Below are 21,198 nucleotides of genomic sequence, written 5' to 3'. Positions count from 1 at the left end.
ACAGGTGCCCGAAGGTCTTCCTCTCAGCAATCGCCATCGCAGCTCTCGTCATCTATTGGCTATGAGTCCTGACCCTAAGGCCCAAACTTGGCATTACCAATGGTAATAAGGATCGGTTCGAGGAGGGGCCGGGTTTAACTCCTGCTTTCCGTATCCCAAGGAATTCCGCTAGTGTCGGCATCGACCTGATATGAGTGATGCCGCCACATGATCGAAATCCGCGACCTGCAACTGCTCAGCGCTTTGGCGCGGCACCGGCATTTTGCAAAGGCAGCCGAGGAATGCGGGATTTCCCAGCCTGCGTTTTCAATGCGTATTCGCAACCTAGAGGATCGGTTGGGCGTGTCCATCGTCCGCCGCGCCAACCGGTTTCAGGGCCTGACCGAAGAGGGCGAGATGATCGTCCAGCGGGCGCGGCGCATTCTGGACGACACCAAGGCCTTGGAACAGCAGGTGCAGGCGGCAAAGGGGGAAATCACGGGGACTCTGATACTGGGCGTGATCCCGACCGCAATCGCCTTTACGGGCCGGTTGATCAAGCGTCTGCAGCAGGCGCATCCGCGCATCATCACTCGGATCGAAACGATGTCGGCTACGGCCATTCAACATCGGCTGGACGAAGGCAGTCTGGATGCGGGCATCACATATGGCGACAGTATCGGCACCGATTTGCGGCAGGTACAGTCGCTGTATGAAGAAACCTATGTCCTGTTGATCCCGTCTCATATGACAGACGAAACGGGGCCAATACCCTGGGCGCGGGTCGCCGAATTTCCGGTCAGCCTGCTTGAACCGCAGATGCAGAACCGCCGCATATTAGACCGGATTTTCGCCGAACAGGGCCTGCATCCTCATGTGGTCGCGGAAACCAGCGGGTTCACTGCCTCAATGGTCATGGCGCGTGAGGGATTGGCGGCCACCGTGGTGCCACGCGTGTTGGTTCGGGCGTTGGGGGATCTGAAGGGAACAAAGGTTCTGCCTTTGGTCGATCCGGTGGTCAGCAAACCTATCTGTCTGGCGACCCTGACACGCGATCCGGAACTGCCAACGGTTGGAGCGTTGCGCGCGGTGGTGGCGTCTTTGCGGTGATAAGGTGTCGTTATCGTGCGATTGAAATATGCGATTTGACGATATGCTAGTCTGATGAGACACGGGGCCTGAATCGGAGGGCATCATGGCACCATTAGATACCAAGCCATCAGGCGCGCCAAAGGGCGTCTGGAAGTCAGGTAAAGGCAAGGGGCGGCACACACCCAAAGGCCGTCAGTTCACGGATGAGGCACAGGCCGAGATCACGCGCCTGCTGGGCGATCGTCCCCGCCGTCGCGACCTTTTGATCGAATTTCTGCATCTAATTCAGGACGAACACGGCCATATCAGCGCCGATCATATTGCCGCGCTTGCAGTCGAGATGCGGATTGGTCAGGCCGAGATCTATGAGACCGCCACGTTCTATGCCCATTTCGATGTGGTGAAAGAGGATGAAGCCCCACCGCCCGCGCTGACCATCCGCGTCTGCGATTCCCTGTCCTGCGAAATGGCCGGTGCCCAGCAGTTGCAAAAGGCGTTGGAAGACGGTCTTGATCCTTCCAACGTCCGTGTCTTGCGTGCGCCTTGCATGGGTCGTTGCGATACTGCGCCTGTGCTGGAGATCGGGCATAACCATATCGACCATGCCACCCCTGAAAAGGTGCAGGCGGCGATTGCTACGGATGATACCCACGCCCATCTGCCCGCCTATGAAACCTTTGCGGCATATGAAGCAAACGGCGGCTATGCAAAGCTGAAAGAGCTGCGCGAGAGCGGTGATTGGGAGAAAGTACAGGAAGACATCCTGTCCTCGGGCTTGCGCGGTCTGGGTGGAGCTGGCTTCCCGTCCGGCAAGAAATGGGGCTTCGTTCGCATGAACGAAGGCACCCGTTATCTGGCCGTGAATGGCGATGAAGGCGAGCCTGGCACGTTCAAAGATCGCTACTACCTTGAACGCACGCCGCATGTCTTCCTTGAAGGCATGCTAATAGCTGCCTGGGCGGTAGAGGCCGAGACCTGCTTTATCTATATGCGCGATGAATATCCGGCGGTGCTGGAAATTCTACGCCGCGAGATTGCCGAGCTGGAACAAGCTGGCCTGATTGAAAAGGGATATATCGATCTGCGCCGGGGCGCCGGTGCCTATATATGCGGCGAAGAATCCGCGATGATCGAGTCGATCGAAGGCAAGAAAGGCTTACCGCGTCACCGGCCTCCGTTTGTGGCGCAGGTTGGGGTCTTTAACCGTCCGACCTTGGTGCACAATGTCGAGACGCTCTATTGGGTGTCGAAAATCTGCCGCGAGGGGCCGGAATGCCTCAACAGCACGGAAAAGAATGGGCGCACGGGTTTGCGCAGCTATTCGGTCTCGGGCCGGGTGGCGCAGCCGGGCGTCTATCTACTGCCCGCAGGGTCGACCATTGTGGATGTGATTGAGGCGGCTGGCGGCATGGCCGAGGGTCAGACTTTCAAGGCGTATCAGCCGGGTGGGCCGTCTTCGGGTCTGCTGCCTGCGTCGATGGATGATATCCCTCTGGACTTCGACACCTTACAACCACACGGGACGTTTATCGGTTCCGCTGCTGTGGTGGTTCTGTCCGATCAGGATACGGCCCGCGATGCTGCGCTGAACATGTTGCGCTTCTTCGAGGATGAAAGCTGTGGCCAGTGCACGCCCTGCCGGGCGGGCTGTGAAAAGGCGGTCAAGCTGATGCAGGCTGACAAGTGGGATCAGGATCTGCTGGAAGATCTGTGCCAGGTCATGGGCGATGCCTCGATCTGCGGACTGGGGCAGGCGGCCCCGAACCCGATCCGCCTGGTCATGAAACATTTCGCTGACGAAATCTGAGGGAGACAGAGCCATGCTTGATGCAAGCCCAACCAAGACCGTCACCTTCAATCTGAACGGAAATGACGTCACCGTGCCCGAAGGCTGGACCATCTGGGAAGCCGCCAAGGGGCAGGGGTTCACCATTCCGCACCTGTGTCATAAGCCGCAGCCGGGCTACAAACCCGACGGCAATTGCCGCGCCTGCATGGTCGAGGTGGAAGGCGAGCGCACTCTTGTCGCTTCGTGCATTCGCCCTGCGGCGGACGGCATGGTGGTGAAAACCGACAGCGACCGTGCCGAGAAATCGCGCGCAATGGTCATGGAATTGCTGGTCGCCGATCAACCCGAAGAGGCCCACGACAAATCCAGCCATTTCTGGGACATGGCCGAACTGAACGATGTCAGCGACAGCCGGTTCCCGGCCAAAGAGGTCGAGAAAATCCCGTTGCTGGATGACAGCCATATCGCGATGCGGGTTAATCTGGATGCTTGCATCAACTGCAACCTCTGCGTCCGGGCCTGCCGGGATGTGCAGGTCAATGATGTGATCGGGATGGCCGGGCGCGGTCACACCGCGCAGGTGGTGTTCGATCAGAACGACCCGATGGGCGATTCAACCTGTGTGGCCTGCGGCGAATGCGTTCAGGCCTGTCCGACCGGTGCTCTGATGCCAGCCACGGTGCTGGACGATCAGCAGGTTGGAGACAGCAAGGACTATGATTCCGAGACCGAAAGTGTCTGCCCGTTCTGCGGCGTGGGCTGTAAGGTCTCGCTCAAGGTCAAAGACGGCAAGGTGAAATATGTCGAGGGGATCAACGGCCCCGCCAATGAAGGCCGCCTGTGTGTTAAAGGCCGGTTTGGGTTCGACTATATCCACCATCCCCACCGCCTGACCAAGCCGCTGATCCGGCGCGAGGATGCGCCTGCCAAAGGGTTGAACGTCGATCCGTCAGACCTGTCGACCCATTTCCGCGAAGCGAGCTGGGAAGAGGCGATGGAACTGGCGGCAACCAAGCTGAAAGCGCTGCGTGATGAAGATCCGCGCAACGTCGCTGGCTTTGGTTCGGCCAAATGCACCAACGAAGAAGCCTATCTGTTCCAGAAATTCATTCGTCAGGGCTTCAAGCACAACAACGTCGACCACTGCACCCGTCTGTGCCATGCCTCGTCCGTGGCGGCGCTGATCGAGAACGTGGGCTCGGGCGCGGTGACCGCGACCTTTAACGAGGTTGAAAACTCGGACGTGGTTATCATCATCGGCGCCAACCCAATCGAAAACCACCCCGTGGCGGCAACCTACTTCAAGCAGTTCACCAAGCGCGGTGGCAAGCTGATCGTGATGGACCCGCGCGGCGTCGGTATGCGCAAGTTCGCAGACGAAATGCTGCAGTTCCGTCCGGGTGCTGATGTCTCGATGCTCAACGCGATCATGAACGTGATCGTCGAAGAGGAACTGTACGACAGCCAGTACATCCACCGCTGGACCGAGAACTGGGAAGCCGAAAAAGAGCATCTGCGCGCCTTCACACCCGAGGCGATGGCGCCGATCTGCGGCATTGAACCGGATCAACTGCGCCGTGTCGCGCGTACCTTCGCGCAGGCCAAGGCTGGTCTGATCTTCTGGGGTATGGGCGTCAGCCAGCACATTCACGGCACCGATAATTCCCGCTGCCTGATCTCGCTGGCATTGATGACCGGCAATGTTGGTAAACCCGGCGCGGGTCTGCACCCGCTGCGTGGCCAGAACAACGTGCAAGGCGCGTCTGACGCGGGTCTGATCCCGATGTTCCTGCCGGATTATCAGTCGGTTATGGATGACGGCATTCGGGCCAAGTTCAACAATGTCTGGGACTCGGACGACTTCTCTAACGAGAAGGGCCTGACCGTCACCGAGATCATCGATCAGGCCTATGCGGGCAACATCAAGGGCATGTATATTCAGGGCGAAAACCCGGCCATGTCCGACCCGGATGTTGGTCACGCACGGGAAGCATTGGCCAAGCTGGAGCTGATGATCGTGCAGGATATCTTCCTGACCGAAACGGCCAACTATGCCGACATCATCCTGCCCGCCTCGGCGCTGTATGAAAAGAACGGCACCGTGTCGAACACCAACCGTCAGGTTCAGCGTGTGCGTCCGGCTGTGGCACCTCCGGGTGAGGCGCGTGAGGACTGGAAAATCACCGTCGAGCTTGCGCAGCGCATCGGGCTGAACTGGGACTACACGGATGTGTCTCAGGTCTTTGCCGAGATGAAGCTGACCATGGCGTCACTCGACAACATCACCTGGGAGCGGCTTGAGACCGAGACGATCACCTATCCATCGCTCAGTGAGACCGATCCGGGTCAGGCGATCGTGTTCGGTGACGGCTTCCCGCGGACAGACGGACGGGCCAAGTTCACCCCGGCCAGTGTCATCCCGCCGGATGAAGCGCCGGATGAGGAATACCCGATGATTGCCACAACCGGCCGTCAGCTGGAACACTGGCACACCGGGTCGATGACTCGCCGGTCCAACGTTCTGGATGCTGTGGAACCGGAAGCAAACTGTTCGATGAACCCTCGTCAGCTGAAACTGATGGGGATTGAGCCGGGCGAAATGATCCGTCTCACCACCCGTCGTGGCTCGATCGAGATCATGGTTCGAGCCGACCGGGCGATCGCCGAAGATATGGTGTTCATTCCGTTCGCCTATGTCGAGGCGGCGGCGAACATTCTGACCAACTCGGCCATCGACCCTTATGGTAAAATCCCTGAGTTCAAATTCTCGGCCATTCGCGTTGAAAAGATCGAAGGCGTAATCGCGGCTGTGTAAGAGTGTCGGAGTAGAGTTTTTGAGGGCGGCCTTGCGAGGCCGCCCTTTTAGGTTTCCGCGACGTCAACGGGGAAATAGGCATTTCCCACTCAGCTTTGCGCCATTTGCGCCATATTTCTCTGGTTTCAGCAATTTTAAACCTAAGAAAACGCCACCAAGCGCCCATTTTGCGGTCGTGAGGTTAGGTCTTGATTGGGTTTGGAAACGAAATTGGGGAACCGATTGCGCAGGGCCCGAACCTGTGGGCAGTCGGGCCTAGGCGCCGAAGCCGAAATAGATGGTAGTAGTGCGATCAGAGCAACAAGGGCTGAATGAAACCGCAAGACGTGTATAACGATTTGAAACAGGCTGAGCTTTCGTTTGTCGTATTGCCGGGTATGTCGGTTGATGCGATCCTGAGCGAAGTCCTTAGTTTTTTCCTGTCCAGAAACTTCCTGATGTTTCTGCCCGCTTTGATGCTGTTGCTCCTTGGTGCGACGCCGTCATTGTTTGCTGAACCGCTAAACGGGCTGGGGCGATCGATCTATTGGATGTTCGGATTGCTGGGGTATATGGGTTCGGTGGTTCTGATGTTGCTTTTTGAGGCAGTCTGCAGCCGATATCTGGGCATCAAACGGTTTTTCACCCCGCTGACATGTTTTCCCGTTGCGTATGGGGCGATGAAGTTTGCCCAATTCGCAACGACAATGGTTTTCAGTACGTTTCTGTCTTTCAGCTTTGAAAACTCGCCGCTTTTGCTGCCTCAGTACTTTCTCGTCGTTGGAATTGAAGTGATCGTAATCGTTTGGGTTTTTCCACCTTATCTGGCCCGCCTGCGCGCCGGCGATCCGCAACCCGAGGAAGAGCCGGATAGCAGAGTGGAATCCCGTGTTCCTGTGGCCAATGGTTTAGTGTCCGCCAATGGGCAAAATTTTTTGGCCAAGGATATCTTGTTCGTTCAGGCTCAGCAGCACTATGTCACCCTGCGTGTAGATGAAAAAGAAGTGCTGGTGCGTTCAACGTTCAAAGGCATCCTATCGCAAATGCCAGAATGCTATGGCCTACAGGTGCATCGGTCCTTTTGGGTTGCTAATCGGTGTGTGGATATTGCTAAAAGCCTGAATGAAGTCGGATATCTGGTTCTGGGCTGCGGCAAAAAGATCGCGATCGCCCGTAGCCGGCACGGCGCCGTGCGTGATTGGCTGTCCGAGATGGCGTCAGCGGAAAGCCCGGCAACAGTTAAAGCTTCACAACAACAAACCTGACATCGTTCGGCGGAAACATCCGGCTTATCGGTTCGTTTAGATAATCCACCTTCCCATCGCTGCTGGGTACAGAATACGCAGTGGATGGGAAGGTGGGCAGTTCAATATTTTTAGTAATGAAAGGATTTGAATTTTGATCTTTTGCTTTCCCCGATTTTGAGTTTTTCCCCCTCTATAATCAGGTCGTACTGGTCAACAAGTCACTCGATAAAGACGCCGCAAAACCAGGCGCTGCCTTCTTTTCCTGCATAGGCACGGACCTGGCAATGAAATTGGTACGAAACGTCAAAAATTCGAAACGAACGGCAATGAAAATTCGTGTCGCACGAAATGAATAGAGCGACTTGTGCATTCGCTGTCATGTTAAGAAATTGATAGTAAAGGGGTTAATGAAATTCCCTGCCTTCCTGTGATTTGGCCCGAAACTGTTGTCACAGATGCAGAGTTTCGCGCAGGATTAGTAGTCGCGCTCGAAAAAGACACCCAATCCCGTTTCCCCCCGCCCGTCAACGGTTCCGCGCATTGTGATATTATCGGTGACGTCCAGATTGAGGTTCACTTCGGTATTTCCTTCGGTGTTCACGTTGAAATCGGTATAGAGATTGTCACCCAGATACGCCCCGGCGCCCAAAATTCCGCCGCTTGACGTTGCTCCGATATCGACTGTGTCGACACCGGTCGACTCCCTCAGACCCTTGGTCGCATCCCCTCCTGCACCGCTGAGCTGCGCCAGCGAAGCCGCCATCTGGGCAATGACAAAGGGCGACAGCTCAGAGAAACGGTTGCCAAACAACAGCATGGCCAGCGCCTCTTCTGCTGGCCGTTCCGGATCCGAGAACACGTTGACCTCGGGGGCGTCCAGCGGCCCGGCGATTTCGATTGTAGCGGTCCCGTCCGAGGTGCTGTTTGAGGATTCAAATTCGATATAGGGTGTCAAGTCGCCTTGTAGGGTCACGATCCCTTTTGTCAGGGCCAGCCTGCGGCCCAGAATGTCGAAATTGCCTCGGATTAGAGCGATCTGGCCCGAAGGAATGATCGAGGTTGTTGTTCCGCCTATGTACAGCTGTCCGCCGAGTTCGGCATTCACGCCTCGACCTCGGACAAACACGGCCTTGGGGGCGAGCAGAGCGATGTCCAGCGCAATACGGGAATCGCTTTGGGTGGCATCGTCCTGTTTTACCAAACGGGCACGTTCCCGAGTCCTATAGCTGGCCGCGTTTTCGTTGATATGTTCGATCTCTGGTATGGGTGCAGCGCCGACCGCACCCGAGGCGGCGGCGAGATTAATATTGGTTTCCTCGAATGTAATTTGCCCGACTATTGTGCTGTTGCCGGCCAAAGCTCCGGTCATTGCGATTTGCCCGTTCAGGATCGTCTCGTACAAAAGCTGATCCGTCAGCACGAGACGATTGAGCGTGGTCGTAATTTGCGCATTGAACGGAGGCGTCAGGTCAATCGGGCCCGCGACGGTGAAATTACCCCCGGCGCGGGTTCCACCATTTAGGGAGATGTTGGCGCGGTTGTTGGCCAACTCGACCGCGCCACTGATGCCGGTAATGGTCTGACCGGCTCCCGGTATCGCCAACGAGGTTCCAGAGGTCGTGATCGACCCGCTGAGCGCCTCAAGCGAGGGTTGGCCATTCAAGCTAAGGTCGTACCGCGCAGTCCCGTCGATTTGGTTGGGGGTGATGAACAGGTTTGCGATACCGATATTAACCCCGCCTTGCGCCTGCAGATCGGCGTTTCCTGTGGTTTCATCGAAGGTGCCCGAGATTTTGCCGGTGATCTGTGCCGGGCCCTGCGCCGAAGAGTTGATAGTCCAGACGCCTGCCTTGCGCTTTGCGGTCCCATTAGCGGTGATTGTACCAGGAAAATCTGGGGCGAAACGCTCGACCTTGTTTAGCTCGGCGTCAAAGTCCAAGTCTGCCGATCCGTCAGAGCCGACCGACCCCGTCAGCGACGCGTATGAACTGTCCGGCCCACGCAAGCTGACTCTTCCTTCAAGGCCCGAAGCTGTTGGCGCGGCGTTGCCTTCCAGCGTCAGTGGTCCTGACAACGTCTTGGAAATCCGCGCCAGATCGTCCAGCTCTACCGAATAGCTCAGCCCTCCGGTCTCTTTGCTGACCTGACCCGAAGCGTCTGCGGTCAAGGCCGTGCCCCGCAGTTTGAAGTTTTGGACATTCAGACCCTGATCACTGTTCTCGGCATCGACACGCAGCGTCGTTCGACCTTCGATCAGTTTGTCGACGAGACTGATGCCAATCTGGACGTCCTGCGCATCGACATCGCCGGCTATGTCGAAGGTCTGGCTGGACAAAGCTCCGTTGCCATTGATATCCGCGGTAACCGACCCGGCAAGATCCCGGCCCGCGAGATCCGAAAATAGCGAAAGATCAGGGACTGTCACCTGTGCCTGACCATCAAGAACTAGATTGCCGGTTGGGTCATTGATCGACGCGCTTACTTGTGCTGTCACGGCCCGTCCGTTGATGGTGGCTTTGCGTATGTCGATAAGGTCTCCCGTTTTCGCACCATCCCAGGTGATCACGGTTTTGCCTGCAAGCAGAGGATCGACTTCGGACATACCTGTCTGCAGATCCTGCGTCGTAATGCTGGCCGTGCCATCAAACTCTTGCGTCTGCAGGGTGCCTTTGCCGTCCATTTGCGCGCTGAGCGACCCGCCAAGCTGCCGCTGGGCCAGCCCGGAAAAGACCGAGAGGTCGGGCGCGTTGAGGCTGGCCTGACCGTCGATTGTCAGATTGCCATCAGGCGTGGTCACTTCGCCACTGGCCTGTGCCTGCGCGGCCTGACCGTTCAGTTTGAACTCGCGTATGGATATTCCATCCGCCCCACGACGAGCATCCAGAGCGATGGTGGTCTGGCCGGTGATTACGGGGTCGATATCGTCGCGACCGGTCGATAGGTTGTTGCCCTGAACAACCACTTTGCCATCAAAGCTGCCCTCAAGCGGAGAGCCCTTGCCCTGAACATCTGCCGACGCCGACCCTGCCAGTTCCAACTGGGCAAGGCCAGAGAACCGGGACAGGTCGGTAGCGTCCAGCGTAGCCTTGCCATCAACAGCCAATCCGCTGGTCAATCCACTGATCAGCGTGTCCAGCGCCAGAGTGTAATCCGACCCGACCAGTTCGAAACCAGACAATGTCAGCGACTGGTCATCACCATACTCAAACTGCCCGTCCAGCGTGATGCGATCTCCGACGGCTGTATTCAGGTTCGGAGCGGTCAGATCAATGCCCGTGACGCTGGCTTGCAGATCGCCGTTCACTGTAAATCCAAGGGTCTGATCGAGCACGCCTTGCGCGATAATTTGCATGCTCTCAAGTTCGGCTTGGGGGGATTTGAACTTATCTGCTGTCAGGCTAAGATCCCAGAGATTGCCATTTTTCTGATCAAACAAGGTCGAGATCTGCGCGGACTTGATCGTTTTGTCACCACCGCCAACCGGAAGCGTGACCGCCTGTCCCTGCGGAGGGGTAATGCGTCCCTGCAAGGCGGCAAACTGCAATGTGCCACCTTCGGCAAGGGCCAACTTCCCTTCAAGGTTCAGGGCCTGCGTTGCAAGCTGAAGATCGGACAGGTCCAGCGCCCCTTCGGGCAGGGTCTGGCCCTGCACGAACAGCCGCGAGTCCGTCCCGAAAAACGGGTCGATTGCAGGGCCGACGAAGGGTGTCAGGTCTCCGTTCAGATCGGCGGTAAATGCTATGCCTTCCGCAGTGTCGTCAGGGGCCGAACCAAGCCGAACCTGCCCGGCCAGACGCTGCTGCCCGTCACTGCTCAGCCCGATATCGGCGGTGAAATCCGTCAGCGGTCCGGCACCTTTTGCCGTCAGCTCGATCGTTGGGCTGTCGGGAATGTTCAAAGCGGTCGAAATAAGCCCGCCGGATGCCTCGGCCACGTTCAGGTCCAGATTGATCTCGCTTGTCGAGTTGTCGAACCCGGCGGTCAGTGTGATCTCATCTCCGGCACGATCCAGCCGCACCACGTCGAGATTGGTGTCCAGCGTTCCATCAGCAAGCGACAGATTGCCGGTGACGGATAAGTCGGCGGCTACCCCAATCAGCGGCTGCCCCAGCGACAGCTGATCCACGCGGATTTCGCCGATTTCAACTGCGACAGGCAGCTCGGGCAGCTGGAATGTCTGGGTTTCCGCAGAGGGAGGAGGGGCATCTTTGGTTGTGGTGCCCGGCGCACGGGCTACGTCGATCTCTTGCGCTGTCAGCGCATTGACCGAGAACCGCCCACGTATCAGGGCCAGTCTGTTCCAATCCAGTTCGGCATCTTTGATGGTCAGCCAGACGCCCTCATCATCCGATACCGTGATCTCTGCGATTGTGGCCCGTGCGCTGAGGGCGCCTTGCAAGCCTTTGACGGTTACGTTCTGATCATCACCGGACAGGGTATCCTGCAGAAACTGCTCTAGCATACTGCCGCCTTCGTCCTGCGCCAGAACGGGGTAGGGCACCCACAGCAGAACAGCCGCCAAAACTGGATATGAGAAACGATGTGTCAAAATGCCTGACCAATTCCGATGTAAAACTGCAATCCGTCCCCGGTGCCGCCCTGAACGGGAAGGGCGAGATCAAGACGCAGGGGGCCAAAACCACCGAGGTCATATCTGATACCAAGCCCGGCGCCGGAATGGCTCTCTGCAGCGCTGCTGACAAAAGAGGACGTGTCGACAACACCATAATCATAAAACCCGACCAGCGATATTGTCTCGGTGATTTTGCCGCGAACTTCGCCAGATAGACCGAGGAAAGACTTGCCGCCAGCAACCTCATTGCCAACAGGAATGCCGAGGCTTTCATAGGGCTGACCGCGCACAGTGCCCGCACCGCCCGAAAAGAACAGGAAATCGGGTGTGACCCCGTCCAAGGCGGGTCCTACAATCGACCCAATCTGGACCCGTCCGGCCAGCACGAGACGACCTTGCGTCCGCAGACTGGTATAGGCACGCGCGTCCGCAAACATCCTGAGGCCTGTTTCTGTGTCGGACAGGCCGACAAATGGCATCACACGGGCATCCAGGTAATAGCCATTGGCGGCGCTGACCTTGCTGTCCCTTTCATCCCATTCGGAGCGGAACGGCAGGATGAAATAGCGGAACTTACGCCCGTCGCCATAGGCGTCATCTGCATCCGACCACTGAAACCCGGCGGATGCCTCGGCGTATAGGCGGTCTGAAAATGTGCGTCTTGCACCATAGGCCAGAGACGTTACCGTCACGTTGTAATTGTCGGTGTTGCGACGTTCCAGAAGGGCGCTCCAGAACGTACTGTCATCGGGGCCCAGCCGGTCGGGCTGATCCAGCCGCAGCCCGATGCGCCCGTCCAGATCCTCGGCCCCGCCAATATTGCGCAACGATGCCTCAAACCGCAGGCGTTGGGCGCGGCGGAACACGTTGCGATGCGTCCAGGTCGTCGACAGCTCCATCCCATCGCGCGAGGCCACTTCCAAACCGAAGGTCAGGCGGCGTTTGGGCATGTCTTCAAGATAGACATCGAAATCCAGGGAGCCATCAGGGTTGGGAGTGTCGTGCTCTTCGATCGAGACAATATTAAACGTGCCGGTGCGGCGAAGCCGGGTTCCGACCTTTTGCACCTGCTGGGGGGAATACACCTCTCCGGTTGGGAAGCCGGCGATTTGTTCGACGGACCTGTGGCGAACATCGCTGTCGCCTTTGATGTACATTTTTCCAAAGCTCAGACGCGGTCCCGGGGCGAGGTCAATGCGGGAATCCAGCTTTGCCTGGGCGTGGCGGGCAATGACTTTCTGGCCGCTGACCTCGGCCTTGGCATGACCAGCGTCACGCCATCCCTGCACGCCTGCTGACGCGGCTTGCTGAATGGCGCCGGTGGTGGCCAGTTTGCCCGACGCATAGTCTTCGGGAAGAACCGTTTCGGTTGCGATCGGCCGGACCACCGCCTGGCCAAATGTGAAGGTTGGGCCGGTTTTAACAGCAATCACGATTTTGTTGATCTGATTGGGCACGTTGAGTGAACTGAGTTCCGCCGCCTCTTTCCCGTCCAGTTTAATGCTGACGACGGGACTGAAATAGCCTTCGTCATAAAGGATCTGTACAATGGTGGTATAGTCCGACAGGGCCGCTGACAAAAGTTCAAGCGGCGTGTCCAGCCCGCGGGATTCTGCGGTTGTCACCGATGCGGTATCTTCGATCCGTTCAACCAGCGCTTTCGGAGCGCCCGGTGCCGTGAGGACGGTTTCCAATGCGGCCAGCGATGTGGGCAATGTGGCGACGACTATTCCGAACAGACAATTTCTCACAAAGCTGCATTGTCTTATTCGCTGCATCTATTGGCTCCAGCTGCCCCAACTAGAAATTAATTTCGGCGCCTTTTCGGATGTGGCGGCCCCTTAAGGATAGTTAGAACATCTGTAATCGTGTAGGGGAAGCGTTTATCGTTTGGCCAAGAAAATTAACGGAACAAGTGATGGCTCAGTGCCAGTTCAAAGGCCAGCATTGCGGAACCAGCGAATGATCGCCGCGCGATCTTCCGGTTCCATATAGGTGACATTTGCGGGTGGCATGGCGTGACTGACACCGGCCTGCAGGTAAATCTGTTTCGCATTGCGGGCGATGTCACCTTGGGTTTCCAGAAGAATGCCCTTTGGCGCCCACAGGATGCCGTCCCAAACCGGTTCGCGCGCATGGCACATGGAACAGCGCCCCAGAACGACATCATGTGCCTGTTCGAACCCGTCTGCTTCAGCGTATTTCTGTTCAAATGCGGTGAGCGGCTGTGCCTCGGCCTCCTCCAGAGGTTTGTACATAGGCGCGGTGGACAGCCACATGATGGCGATGAATAGCAGAGCGGTCACCAGCCACGTCCAGGTCGGATCACCGGCGCGGGCGTGGCGTGTATTGAAGTAGTGACGGATTGTGACACCCATCAGAAATACCAGCGCCGCAATGATCCAGTTGTATTGGGTGGCAAAGGCCAGCGGGTAGTGGTTCGAAAGCATCAGGAAAACCACAGGCAAGGTCAGATAGTTGTTATGAGTCGAACGCAACTTGGCGATCTTGCCGTATTTCGGGTCCGGGGTGCGGCCATTCTTAAGGTCGTCTACGACGATGCGCTGGTTCGGCATGATGATGAAGAATACATTCGCTGTCATGATCGTGGCGGTGAATGCGCCCAGATGCAGCATCATCGCGCGCCCGGTGAATATCTGGTTGTACCCCCAGCCCATCACCACCAGCAGGACAAACAGCAGCACCATCAGTAATGTTGGGCGCTCACCCAGACCGGATTTGCACAGGAAGTCGTAGATAAGCCAGCCCATAGTCAACGAGGCAGCCGAGATCAGAATGCCCTGCCACAGCGCCAGATCGGCCTTTTGGGCATCAATCAGATAAAGCTCTCCACCAACCCAGTAGACGATCATCAACAGCGCAGCTCCGCTAAGCCAGGTGGCATAGCTTTCCCATTTGAACCAGGTCAGATGATCCGGCATCCGCTCGGGTGCGACGAGGTATTTCTGAATATGGTAAAAGCCGCCGCCATGTACCTGCCATTCTTCCCCGTCGGCGGGGCCGGGGATATCCCGGTTCAGGCCAAGGTCCAGAGCGATGAAGTAAAAGGATGATCCGATCCAGGCGATAGCAGTGATTACGTGCAGCCAGCGCACAGCAAATGCCATCCAATCCCAGAACACGGCGAATTCAAACATGAGAGTTCTCTCCAGTAGGTTATAGTCACCCTAGGCAAACTGGCTTTTCTTCGGTATTCCCGTATATTGTCAAACTGTATCAAAAAAAACGATAAGATGTCCTATCTCGACAATATTCGCACCTTCGTTCGTGTCTATGATCTGGGCAGCATGTCTGCTGCCGGGAGGGATTTGCGTGTTTCACCGGCGGTGACTTCGGCGCGAATATCACAGCTTGAGGATCATTTGGGCGTGCGTCTGTTTCAGCGGACTACACGTAACCTCAGCCCGACCGAGCAGGGACGTGCGTTTTACCCCGGAGCGGTTGCGGTCCTGGATGCTGTAGATGAAGCCGAGGCGCAGGTTGTTCACCTGACCGAAGCCCCCCGCGGGTCACTGTTCGTAGCCGCGCCTTTGGGCGTCGGGCGCAGGTTATTAGCCCCACATGTGCCGGAATTTCTCTCGGAATACCCCGAAATTGATGTGCGATTGCGCCTGACCGACAGGTCAGTGGACTTGACGACCGAAGGATTGGATCTGGCCTTTTTCATTGGTCAGCCCGAGGACAGCACCCTGCGTATTCGCAAGATCGCGGATTGCGCGCGGGTTCTGTGTGCCGCACCGGACTATGTAAAACGCAGGGGGATGCCGCAAAACGGAGCCGATCTTGTGTCCGAAAAGCACGAGTGTCTTAACCTGCGGTATCCCGGCGCCGCAGAGTTTCAGTGGATGCTGGAAACTCCAGACGGGCCAAGACGTTATGCCGTGTCGGGCCGGTTTGAATGCGATGACGGAGATGTTTTGACCGATTGGGCGTTGTCAGGGCAGGGGATCGCGATGAAACCTGTGTTTGAGGCAGCGGAACATCTCAAGGCAGGACGTCTGGTGGTGGTTGCGAAGGAGACACCTCCTGTCTCTGTTCAGATGGCGTGTCTCTATACCCATCGACGTCACCAGGATCCCAAGGCGCGTTTGTTCATGGATTTCATGATCGCGCGAATTGGCAAGGTTGTGCAAAACTCGGACATTAACGGTTAGCAAAGGCTCCCGGCCGCGCGTAAATTTTCTCGAAGAGCTGTAACCGTCACTATCCGCGCCGCGCCCAACAGGTGCGGCGCCCGGCTCAACAGGAGGAGGCCCGGCAGGGGCGATCGACGGGTGGGAGGTTCGCCCGGTCAGTTAGCTGCCACGATACGTGGAGTAGCTGTATGGCGAAAGCAAGAGCGGCACATGATAGTGGGCGTCTGCTTCAGACATACCAAACCTGATTGGAATCTCATCCAGGAACAGCGGTTCGTCATCCGCCTGGCCAGAGGCGCGCAGATAGTCACCCGCGCTGAAAACAAGCTCATATTCCCCGGTTTCAAAGTTTGCTTGCGGTAGTATTGGGCTGTCTGTTCGCCCGTCTGCATTGGTCAGCATCTCAGCCAGTTTGTGGCGTCCGTCCTGGGTAATCGCGTACAGAGCAATTTTCAGCCCCTCTGCGGGACAGCCTTTGGCGGTGTCCAGAACATGGGTTGTCAGGTATCCTGCCACGCGTTTCTCCTCATATTCCAATCACCGCAACGAGTGGCTGTTGAAAACCGCAAACTGCAATCGAGTATTGTTTGACGCAGTCTGGGGCGAAACCCGAGACTTTGGGAATGCCGAAAGAAAAGGAAACAGCGTTCGGATTGATTTGATAATACTGCTTCCAATTCTGCGGTAAAGCGTAGGTAGTGTAACACAACTGAGACGGAACATTCATGCAGCCCCCTCGCTATCCCCGTGACATGATCGGATACGGAGCCAACCCGCCAAACGCCCAGTGGCCTGGCGGAGCAAATCTGGCCGTTCAGATTGTGCTGAACTACGAAGAGGGTGGCGAGAACTGCGTGCTTCACGGTGATGCCGCGTCCGAGGCCTTTCTGTCCGAGATTGTCGGCGCAGCGCAATGGCCAGACCAGCGTCATTGGAACATGGAATCGATCTATGAATATGGGTCGCGGGCAGGGTTCTGGCGTCTGCACCGCTTGATGCAGGACTTGCCCATAACCGTTTACGGTGTCGCTTCGGCGCTGGCACGGTCGCCCGATCAGGTTGCCGCCATGAAAGACGCAGGTTGGGAGATCGCAAGTCACGGCCTGAAATGGGTCGAACACAAGGATATGTCTGAGGCGGAAGAGCGCGCTCAAATAGAAGAGGCTATCCGCCTGCATACCGAGGTCGTGGGGGAACGTCCCTATGGTTGGTATACCGGCCGGTGTTCCGAGAACACCGTGCGTCTGGTGGCCGAAGAGGGGGGCTTTGCCTATGTGGCGGACACCTATGCGGATGATCTGCCCTATTGGATGCAGGTCTCTGGCCGGGACCAGCTGATCGTACCATATACGCTCGATTGTAACGATATGCGCTTTGCAACGCCGCAAGGTTTCAATTCGGGCGATCAGTTCTATTCCTATCTCAAAGACAGTTTCGACGCGCTTTATTCCGAGGGTGAAGCCGGTGCGCCCAAGATGTTGTCGATTGGTCTGCATTGCCGCCTGATCGGTCGTCCAGGTCGGGTCATGGCGCTGAAACGGTTTCTGGATTATGCGCGTGGGCACGCGGATGTCTGGTTCGCGACCCGTCTGCAGATCGCCCAGCATTGGGCAGCGCAGCACCCACCTGTTTCAGGTCCAAAGCCGTCAGAAATGGCGCGGGACGCTTTCGTAGCCGCTTATGGCGGGATCTTCGAACATTCGGCGTGGATTGCAGAGCGCGCCCATGGGCTGGAACTCGGCGCGGCTCACGATACTGCCGGCGGGTTGCACAACGCACTGACGCGCATGTTCCGTTCGGCCTCGGATGAGGAGCGGTTGGGCGTGCTGACCGCGCACCCGGATCTGGCAGGCAAGCTGGCACAGGCCAAGCGACTGACGCAGGAAAGCACGGCGGAACAATCCTCGGCGGGGCTGGATGCGTTGACGGATGCCGAACGCGATGCCTTCACCGATCTGAATAGGCGCTATACCGACAAGTTCGGATTTCCCTTCATTATTGCTGTGCGTGATCATGACAAAGCCTCTATCCAGCAGGCGTTTCAGCGGCGGATAGATCAGGACCGGGAAACCGAATTCGCCGAGGCCTGCCGACAGGTCGAGCGTATTGCCGAATTCCGCCTGAGGGATGTGCTGCCTTCATGAAACAGATCCGGACTGTTCCTTTAACGCCTGACGCTTTTGCCCCGTTCGGAGATGTGATCGAGGCATCGGGCGACCCGGACAAGATCATCAACCAGGGCCAGTGCGGGCGTTTTCATGACCGGGCGGCCCTTGATTTCGCGGGCGGCCGCGCCGGGATCAGCCTGTTCAACGCCAACCCCCGAACCCTGCCGTACCAGTTGGATATGGTTGAACGGCATCCTGATGGCAGTCAGGCCTTTGTTCCCATGACCCATCAACCCTTTCTGGTCGTTGTAGCACCAGATGTTGACGGGCAGCCGGGCGAGCCGTGTGCCTTTGTCACCCGGCCCGGTCAGGCGGTGAATTATCATCGTGGGACGTGGCACGGCGTTTTGACACCATTGCATGGCCCTGGATTGTTCGCCGTTGTTGATCGGATCGGCGATGGGCCCAACCTGGAAGAATACTGGTTCGATACCCCTTATCAGGTGGTGTCGTAGCCAAATGAAGCCGCAGCATAAGCGGTAAGACCCCCGTGAATCTGACAGAGAGGACAGTAACTCATGGCTGACACTTCAATAGGGACACCCGAACAGCTTCGGGATCCAAATTATACCCCGGCGCTGCACAAGGCAGTTCCGCTGGGCATTCAACATGTTCTGGCGATGTTCGTTTCGAACGTGACGCCTGCGATCATCGTTGCAGGGGCCGCCGGGTTCGGGTTCGGTTCGAACTCCCCCGATTTTCCCGAACTGCTGTACCTGATCCAGATGTCGATGCTGTTTGCCGGCGTCGCGACCTTGCTGCAAACGGTGACGATTGGCCCGGTAGGAGCGGCTTTGCCTATTGTTCAGGGCACCAGCTTTGCGTTTCTGCCGATCATGATCCCACTGGTTGCTGGCAAAGGCGTCGATGGTCTGGCCGCATTATTTGGAGGTGTCATTATCGGTGGGGTGTTCCATGCCCTGCTGGGCACGGTGATTGGCAAGATCCGTTTTGCCTTGCCACCTCTGGTCACAGGCCTTGTGGTTACAATGATTGGTCTGGCGTTGGTCAAGGTCGGCATTCAATACGCCGCCGGAGGGGTTCCGGCCATTGGAACGCCTGAATACGGCTCGGCGCTGAACTGGTCGGCTGCTTTGGTCGTGGTTGTGGTAACGCTGGGGCTGAAGTTCTTTACCCGCGGAATGCTTTCGGTTTCTGCCGTTCTGATTGGTCTTGCGGTTGGGTATGTCTATGCCCTGATGGTTGGCATGATCACGTTTGAGGCAATCGGAACAAGCTGGAGCCGCGCTGCAACTTTCGCCCTGCCTGTGCCCTTTAAGTATGGGTTCGAGTTCTCATTCGCCGCCATAATCGGGTTCTGTCTGATGGCCTTTGTTTCGGCAGTTGAGACGGTGGGGGATGTGTCGGGTGTGACCAAAGGCGGAGCCGGGCGCGAAGCCACGGACAAGGAAATCACCGGTGCAACCTATGCTGACGGCTTCGGCTCGGCCCTGGCGGGCGTGTTCGGCGGCTTACCCAACACGTCGTTCAGCCAGAATGTCGGGCTGATCGCGATGACCGGCGTCATGAGCCGAAATGTCGTCACCATCGGCGCCTTGTTTCTAATCCTGTGCGGCCTGGTGCCCAAGGTTGGCGCGATCATCCGTACCGTTCCGATCGAAGTACTGGGCGGTGGCGTCATCGTCATGTTCGGGATGGTTGTCGCCGCGGGTGTTTCGATGTTGTCCGATGTGGATTGGAATCGGCGCAACATGGTGATCTTTGCCATCGCGCTGTCAATCGGGTTCGGCCTCCAGCTCGAGCCGGGTGCGGTGCAACACTTGCCCGATACTCTGGGCATCCTGATGAAAAGCGGGCTGCTGCCTGCGGCTCTGATCGCCATCGTGCTGAATCTGATCCTGCCGGATGAGTTGGCCGATGAGGCAACCGAAGAAGTTTCGGGCGGCATGTCGGGGCACGGGTCGGGCAGCCTTCCCGGCAAGTAACCAAATGAAAATCGGCGGATCGCGTTAGGTCGCGGTCCGCCTATGTGTCGGCCATCATACGAGCGACATCCAGCATGCGGGCTGAAAACCCCCATTCATTGTCATACCAGCCAAAAACACGAACCTGAGTTTCGCCGATCTGCCGGGTTTCTGGCCCTGCGATGATCAGAGATTCCGGCCGCGTCCGCAAATCGGACGACACCAGCGGCTCATCCGTCCAACCCAGAACGGGAGACTCTGCAACGGCTGCACGCAGGGCGGTTTCAAAATCGCAGGCGCTCAGGCCGCGCTTCAGCGTCACAATCAGATCAACCGCGGAAACGCTTGCCGTAGGCACCCTGACCGCCGCGCCCGAGATGCGCCCGGCCAGATGGGGCAGGACTTCGTCTATCAGGTGCATAGCGCTGGTGGTGGTCGGGACCATCGACAGCGCTCCGGCGCGTGACCGTGCCAGATCACCACGCGGAGCGTCGATCATCGGCTGGCTGTTGGTGTAGCAGTGAATGGTGGTCATATGGCCCGACGCGACACCAGCGATCCCGTCCAGAACCTTGACCAGCGGAGCCAGCCCGTTGGTGGTGCAAGAGGCATTTGACACGATCCGCGCATTGCCCAGCTGATCCTCATTTGCACCCAGAACGATTGTGGCCTCGGTCGCAGGCGAGGGGCCGGAAATCAGTACTTTCCTTGCCCCTGCGGTCAGGCCCTGACTAGCAACATCCGATGTCCGGGCAACGCCGGTGCAGTCCATCAGGACATCTACACCGGACAGATCAACCCGGCTGAGGTTGGGGCTGTGTGTAACAGGAATAGCGTGCCCATCGACAACCAGTTGCGCAGTTCCCTGTTCCACTTTGCCCGGATAGGGCCCAAAAGTGCTGTCGTACTTGAACAGATAGGCGCAGGTCTCTAGCGGTGCGATGTCGTTGATCAGCACCAGTTCGATGTCGTGACCGAGCGGCATGGCCAGAAGCTGCCGCAAAATCGTGCGGCCGATGCGGCCGAATCCGTTAATTGCGAGTTTCATGCGCAAGCTATGGCAGTGGCTTGGATTAACCTCAATGCCAGTTTCCTGTCCGGGTCAGTTACAGCTGACCTGTGAAAAGAACTGGCCCGAGATGTTCTGGTACATGCTGGCCACAATCGGCTTGCACCCGGTTGCCTGCTGAATAGCCGCGATGGCCTGAATAGTGCGCAGCCGGGGCGGGGGGCCGAATGGGTTGAGATTGTTGTTATCACGTGTGGCACGGTATACGACCGGAGCTTCCGAAACCTGGGTAATGGCCCAGGTGCGGCTCATGACGTTGACGGTATTTGTCTCTTTGGCGGTTGCAGGGGTCACATCCAGGGCCGTCAGGCCGATTGCAGCCGCCAGTGCCAGCGTTACATTGCGCAGTGCCATCGTACAATCTCCTGAACTAAAACCGTTTGTTATTCCACCAGATTACCGCGC

The 21,198-nt window shown here is 57.5% G+C and carries 14 protein-coding genes; 8 read left to right on the top strand and 6 right to left on the bottom strand.

Annotated elements, in window-relative coordinates; genetic code table 11:
• Positions 1-207: 207 nt before the first annotated feature.
• The 4 genes from AC2FJV_RS18750 (at position 208) to AC2FJV_RS18735 (ending at position 6,919) form a co-directional block, all read left to right on the top strand.
• A complete protein-coding gene (locus AC2FJV_RS18750) occupies positions 208-1,089 on the top strand; it encodes a LysR family transcriptional regulator (RefSeq protein ID WP_496694643.1) in 882 nt (293 codons plus the stop codon).
• Between the two features lie 85 nt (positions 1,090-1,174).
• Entirely contained in the window at positions 1,175-2,878 is a 1,704-nt protein-coding gene (locus AC2FJV_RS18745) for an NAD(P)H-dependent oxidoreductase subunit E (protein WP_496714323.1), read from the top strand.
• A 13-nt stretch (positions 2,879-2,891) separates the two neighbouring features.
• A complete protein-coding gene (gene fdhF / locus AC2FJV_RS18740) occupies positions 2,892-5,675 on the top strand; it encodes a formate dehydrogenase subunit alpha (protein ID WP_496714322.1) in 2,784 nt (927 codons plus the stop codon).
• Between the two features lie 311 nt (positions 5,676-5,986).
• Complete coding sequence (locus AC2FJV_RS18735) at positions 5,987-6,919, top strand: LytTR family DNA-binding domain-containing protein (RefSeq protein WP_496714320.1); 933 nt, start codon at positions 5,987-5,989, stop codon at positions 6,917-6,919.
• 457 nt (positions 6,920-7,376) lie between these two features.
• Here the strand turns inward: AC2FJV_RS18735 and AC2FJV_RS18730 are convergent, their stop codons facing one another.
• The 3 genes from AC2FJV_RS18730 to AC2FJV_RS18720 form a co-directional block, all read right to left on the bottom strand.
• Complete coding sequence (locus AC2FJV_RS18730) at positions 7,377-11,450, bottom strand: translocation/assembly module TamB domain-containing protein (protein WP_496714318.1); 4,074 nt, start codon at positions 11,448-11,450, stop codon at positions 7,377-7,379.
• Entirely contained in the window at positions 11,447-13,252 is a 1,806-nt protein-coding gene (locus AC2FJV_RS18725; protein WP_271952324.1) for an autotransporter assembly complex protein TamA, read from the bottom strand. Before AC2FJV_RS18725 ends, AC2FJV_RS18730 begins: the two co-directional genes overlap by 4 nt.
• Positions 13,253-13,408: 156 nt before the next feature.
• Complete coding sequence (locus AC2FJV_RS18720; protein ID WP_281973832.1) at positions 13,409-14,632, bottom strand: urate hydroxylase PuuD; 1,224 nt, start codon at positions 14,630-14,632, stop codon at positions 13,409-13,411.
• A gap of 96 nt (positions 14,633-14,728) precedes the next feature.
• Here AC2FJV_RS18720 and AC2FJV_RS18715 point away from each other — a divergent pair, with 96 nt between their 5' ends.
• On the top strand, positions 14,729-15,649 hold the full coding sequence (locus AC2FJV_RS18715; RefSeq protein ID WP_496694647.1) for a LysR family transcriptional regulator: 921 nt from the start codon (positions 14,729-14,731) through the stop codon (positions 15,647-15,649).
• Positions 15,650-15,790: 141 nt separating this feature from the next.
• Here the strand turns inward: AC2FJV_RS18715 and uraH are convergent, their stop codons facing one another.
• Positions 15,791-16,147 (bottom strand): hydroxyisourate hydrolase, encoded by a 357-nt coding sequence (gene uraH / locus AC2FJV_RS18710; protein ID WP_142640109.1) that lies wholly within the window; start codon positions 16,145-16,147, stop codon positions 15,791-15,793.
• A 209-nt stretch (positions 16,148-16,356) separates the two neighbouring features.
• On the opposite strand from uraH, the gene puuE reads away from it, so the two are divergent.
• From puuE to AC2FJV_RS18695, 3 genes are all read left to right on the top strand, one after another.
• Positions 16,357-17,775 (top strand): allantoinase PuuE, encoded by a 1,419-nt coding sequence (gene puuE / locus AC2FJV_RS18705; protein WP_496694648.1) that lies wholly within the window; start codon positions 16,357-16,359, stop codon positions 17,773-17,775.
• The gene (locus AC2FJV_RS18700; RefSeq protein ID WP_496690488.1) at positions 17,772-18,254 is read left to right on the top strand and encodes an ureidoglycolate lyase; all 483 of its coding nucleotides are present in this window, start codon (positions 17,772-17,774) and stop codon (positions 18,252-18,254) included. The genes puuE and AC2FJV_RS18700 overlap by 4 nt, the downstream gene beginning before the upstream one ends.
• Before the next feature lie 63 nt (positions 18,255-18,317).
• Positions 18,318-19,745: a nucleobase:cation symporter-2 family protein gene (locus tag AC2FJV_RS18695; RefSeq protein ID WP_142640116.1), complete on the top strand. Its 1,428-nt coding sequence runs from the start codon at positions 18,318-18,320 to the stop codon at positions 19,743-19,745.
• 40 nt (positions 19,746-19,785) lie between these two features.
• Here the strand turns inward: AC2FJV_RS18695 and AC2FJV_RS18690 are convergent, their stop codons facing one another.
• Together AC2FJV_RS18690 and AC2FJV_RS18685 are read right to left on the bottom strand one after the other, a co-directional pair.
• Positions 19,786-20,772, bottom strand: a complete 987-nt coding sequence (locus AC2FJV_RS18690; RefSeq protein ID WP_496714317.1) for a type I glyceraldehyde-3-phosphate dehydrogenase — start codon at positions 20,770-20,772, stop codon at positions 19,786-19,788.
• A 54-nt stretch (positions 20,773-20,826) separates the two neighbouring features.
• On the bottom strand, positions 20,827-21,147 hold the full coding sequence (locus tag AC2FJV_RS18685; RefSeq protein WP_142640120.1) for a hypothetical protein: 321 nt from the start codon (positions 21,145-21,147) through the stop codon (positions 20,827-20,829).
• Between the last annotated feature and the right edge of the window lie 51 nt (positions 21,148-21,198).

Source organism: Ruegeria sp. CDSA241 (assembly GCF_059611265.1).
The sequence above is the reverse complement of the archived record's forward strand: the minus strand, read 5'-3'. Positions and strand labels throughout refer to the sequence as shown.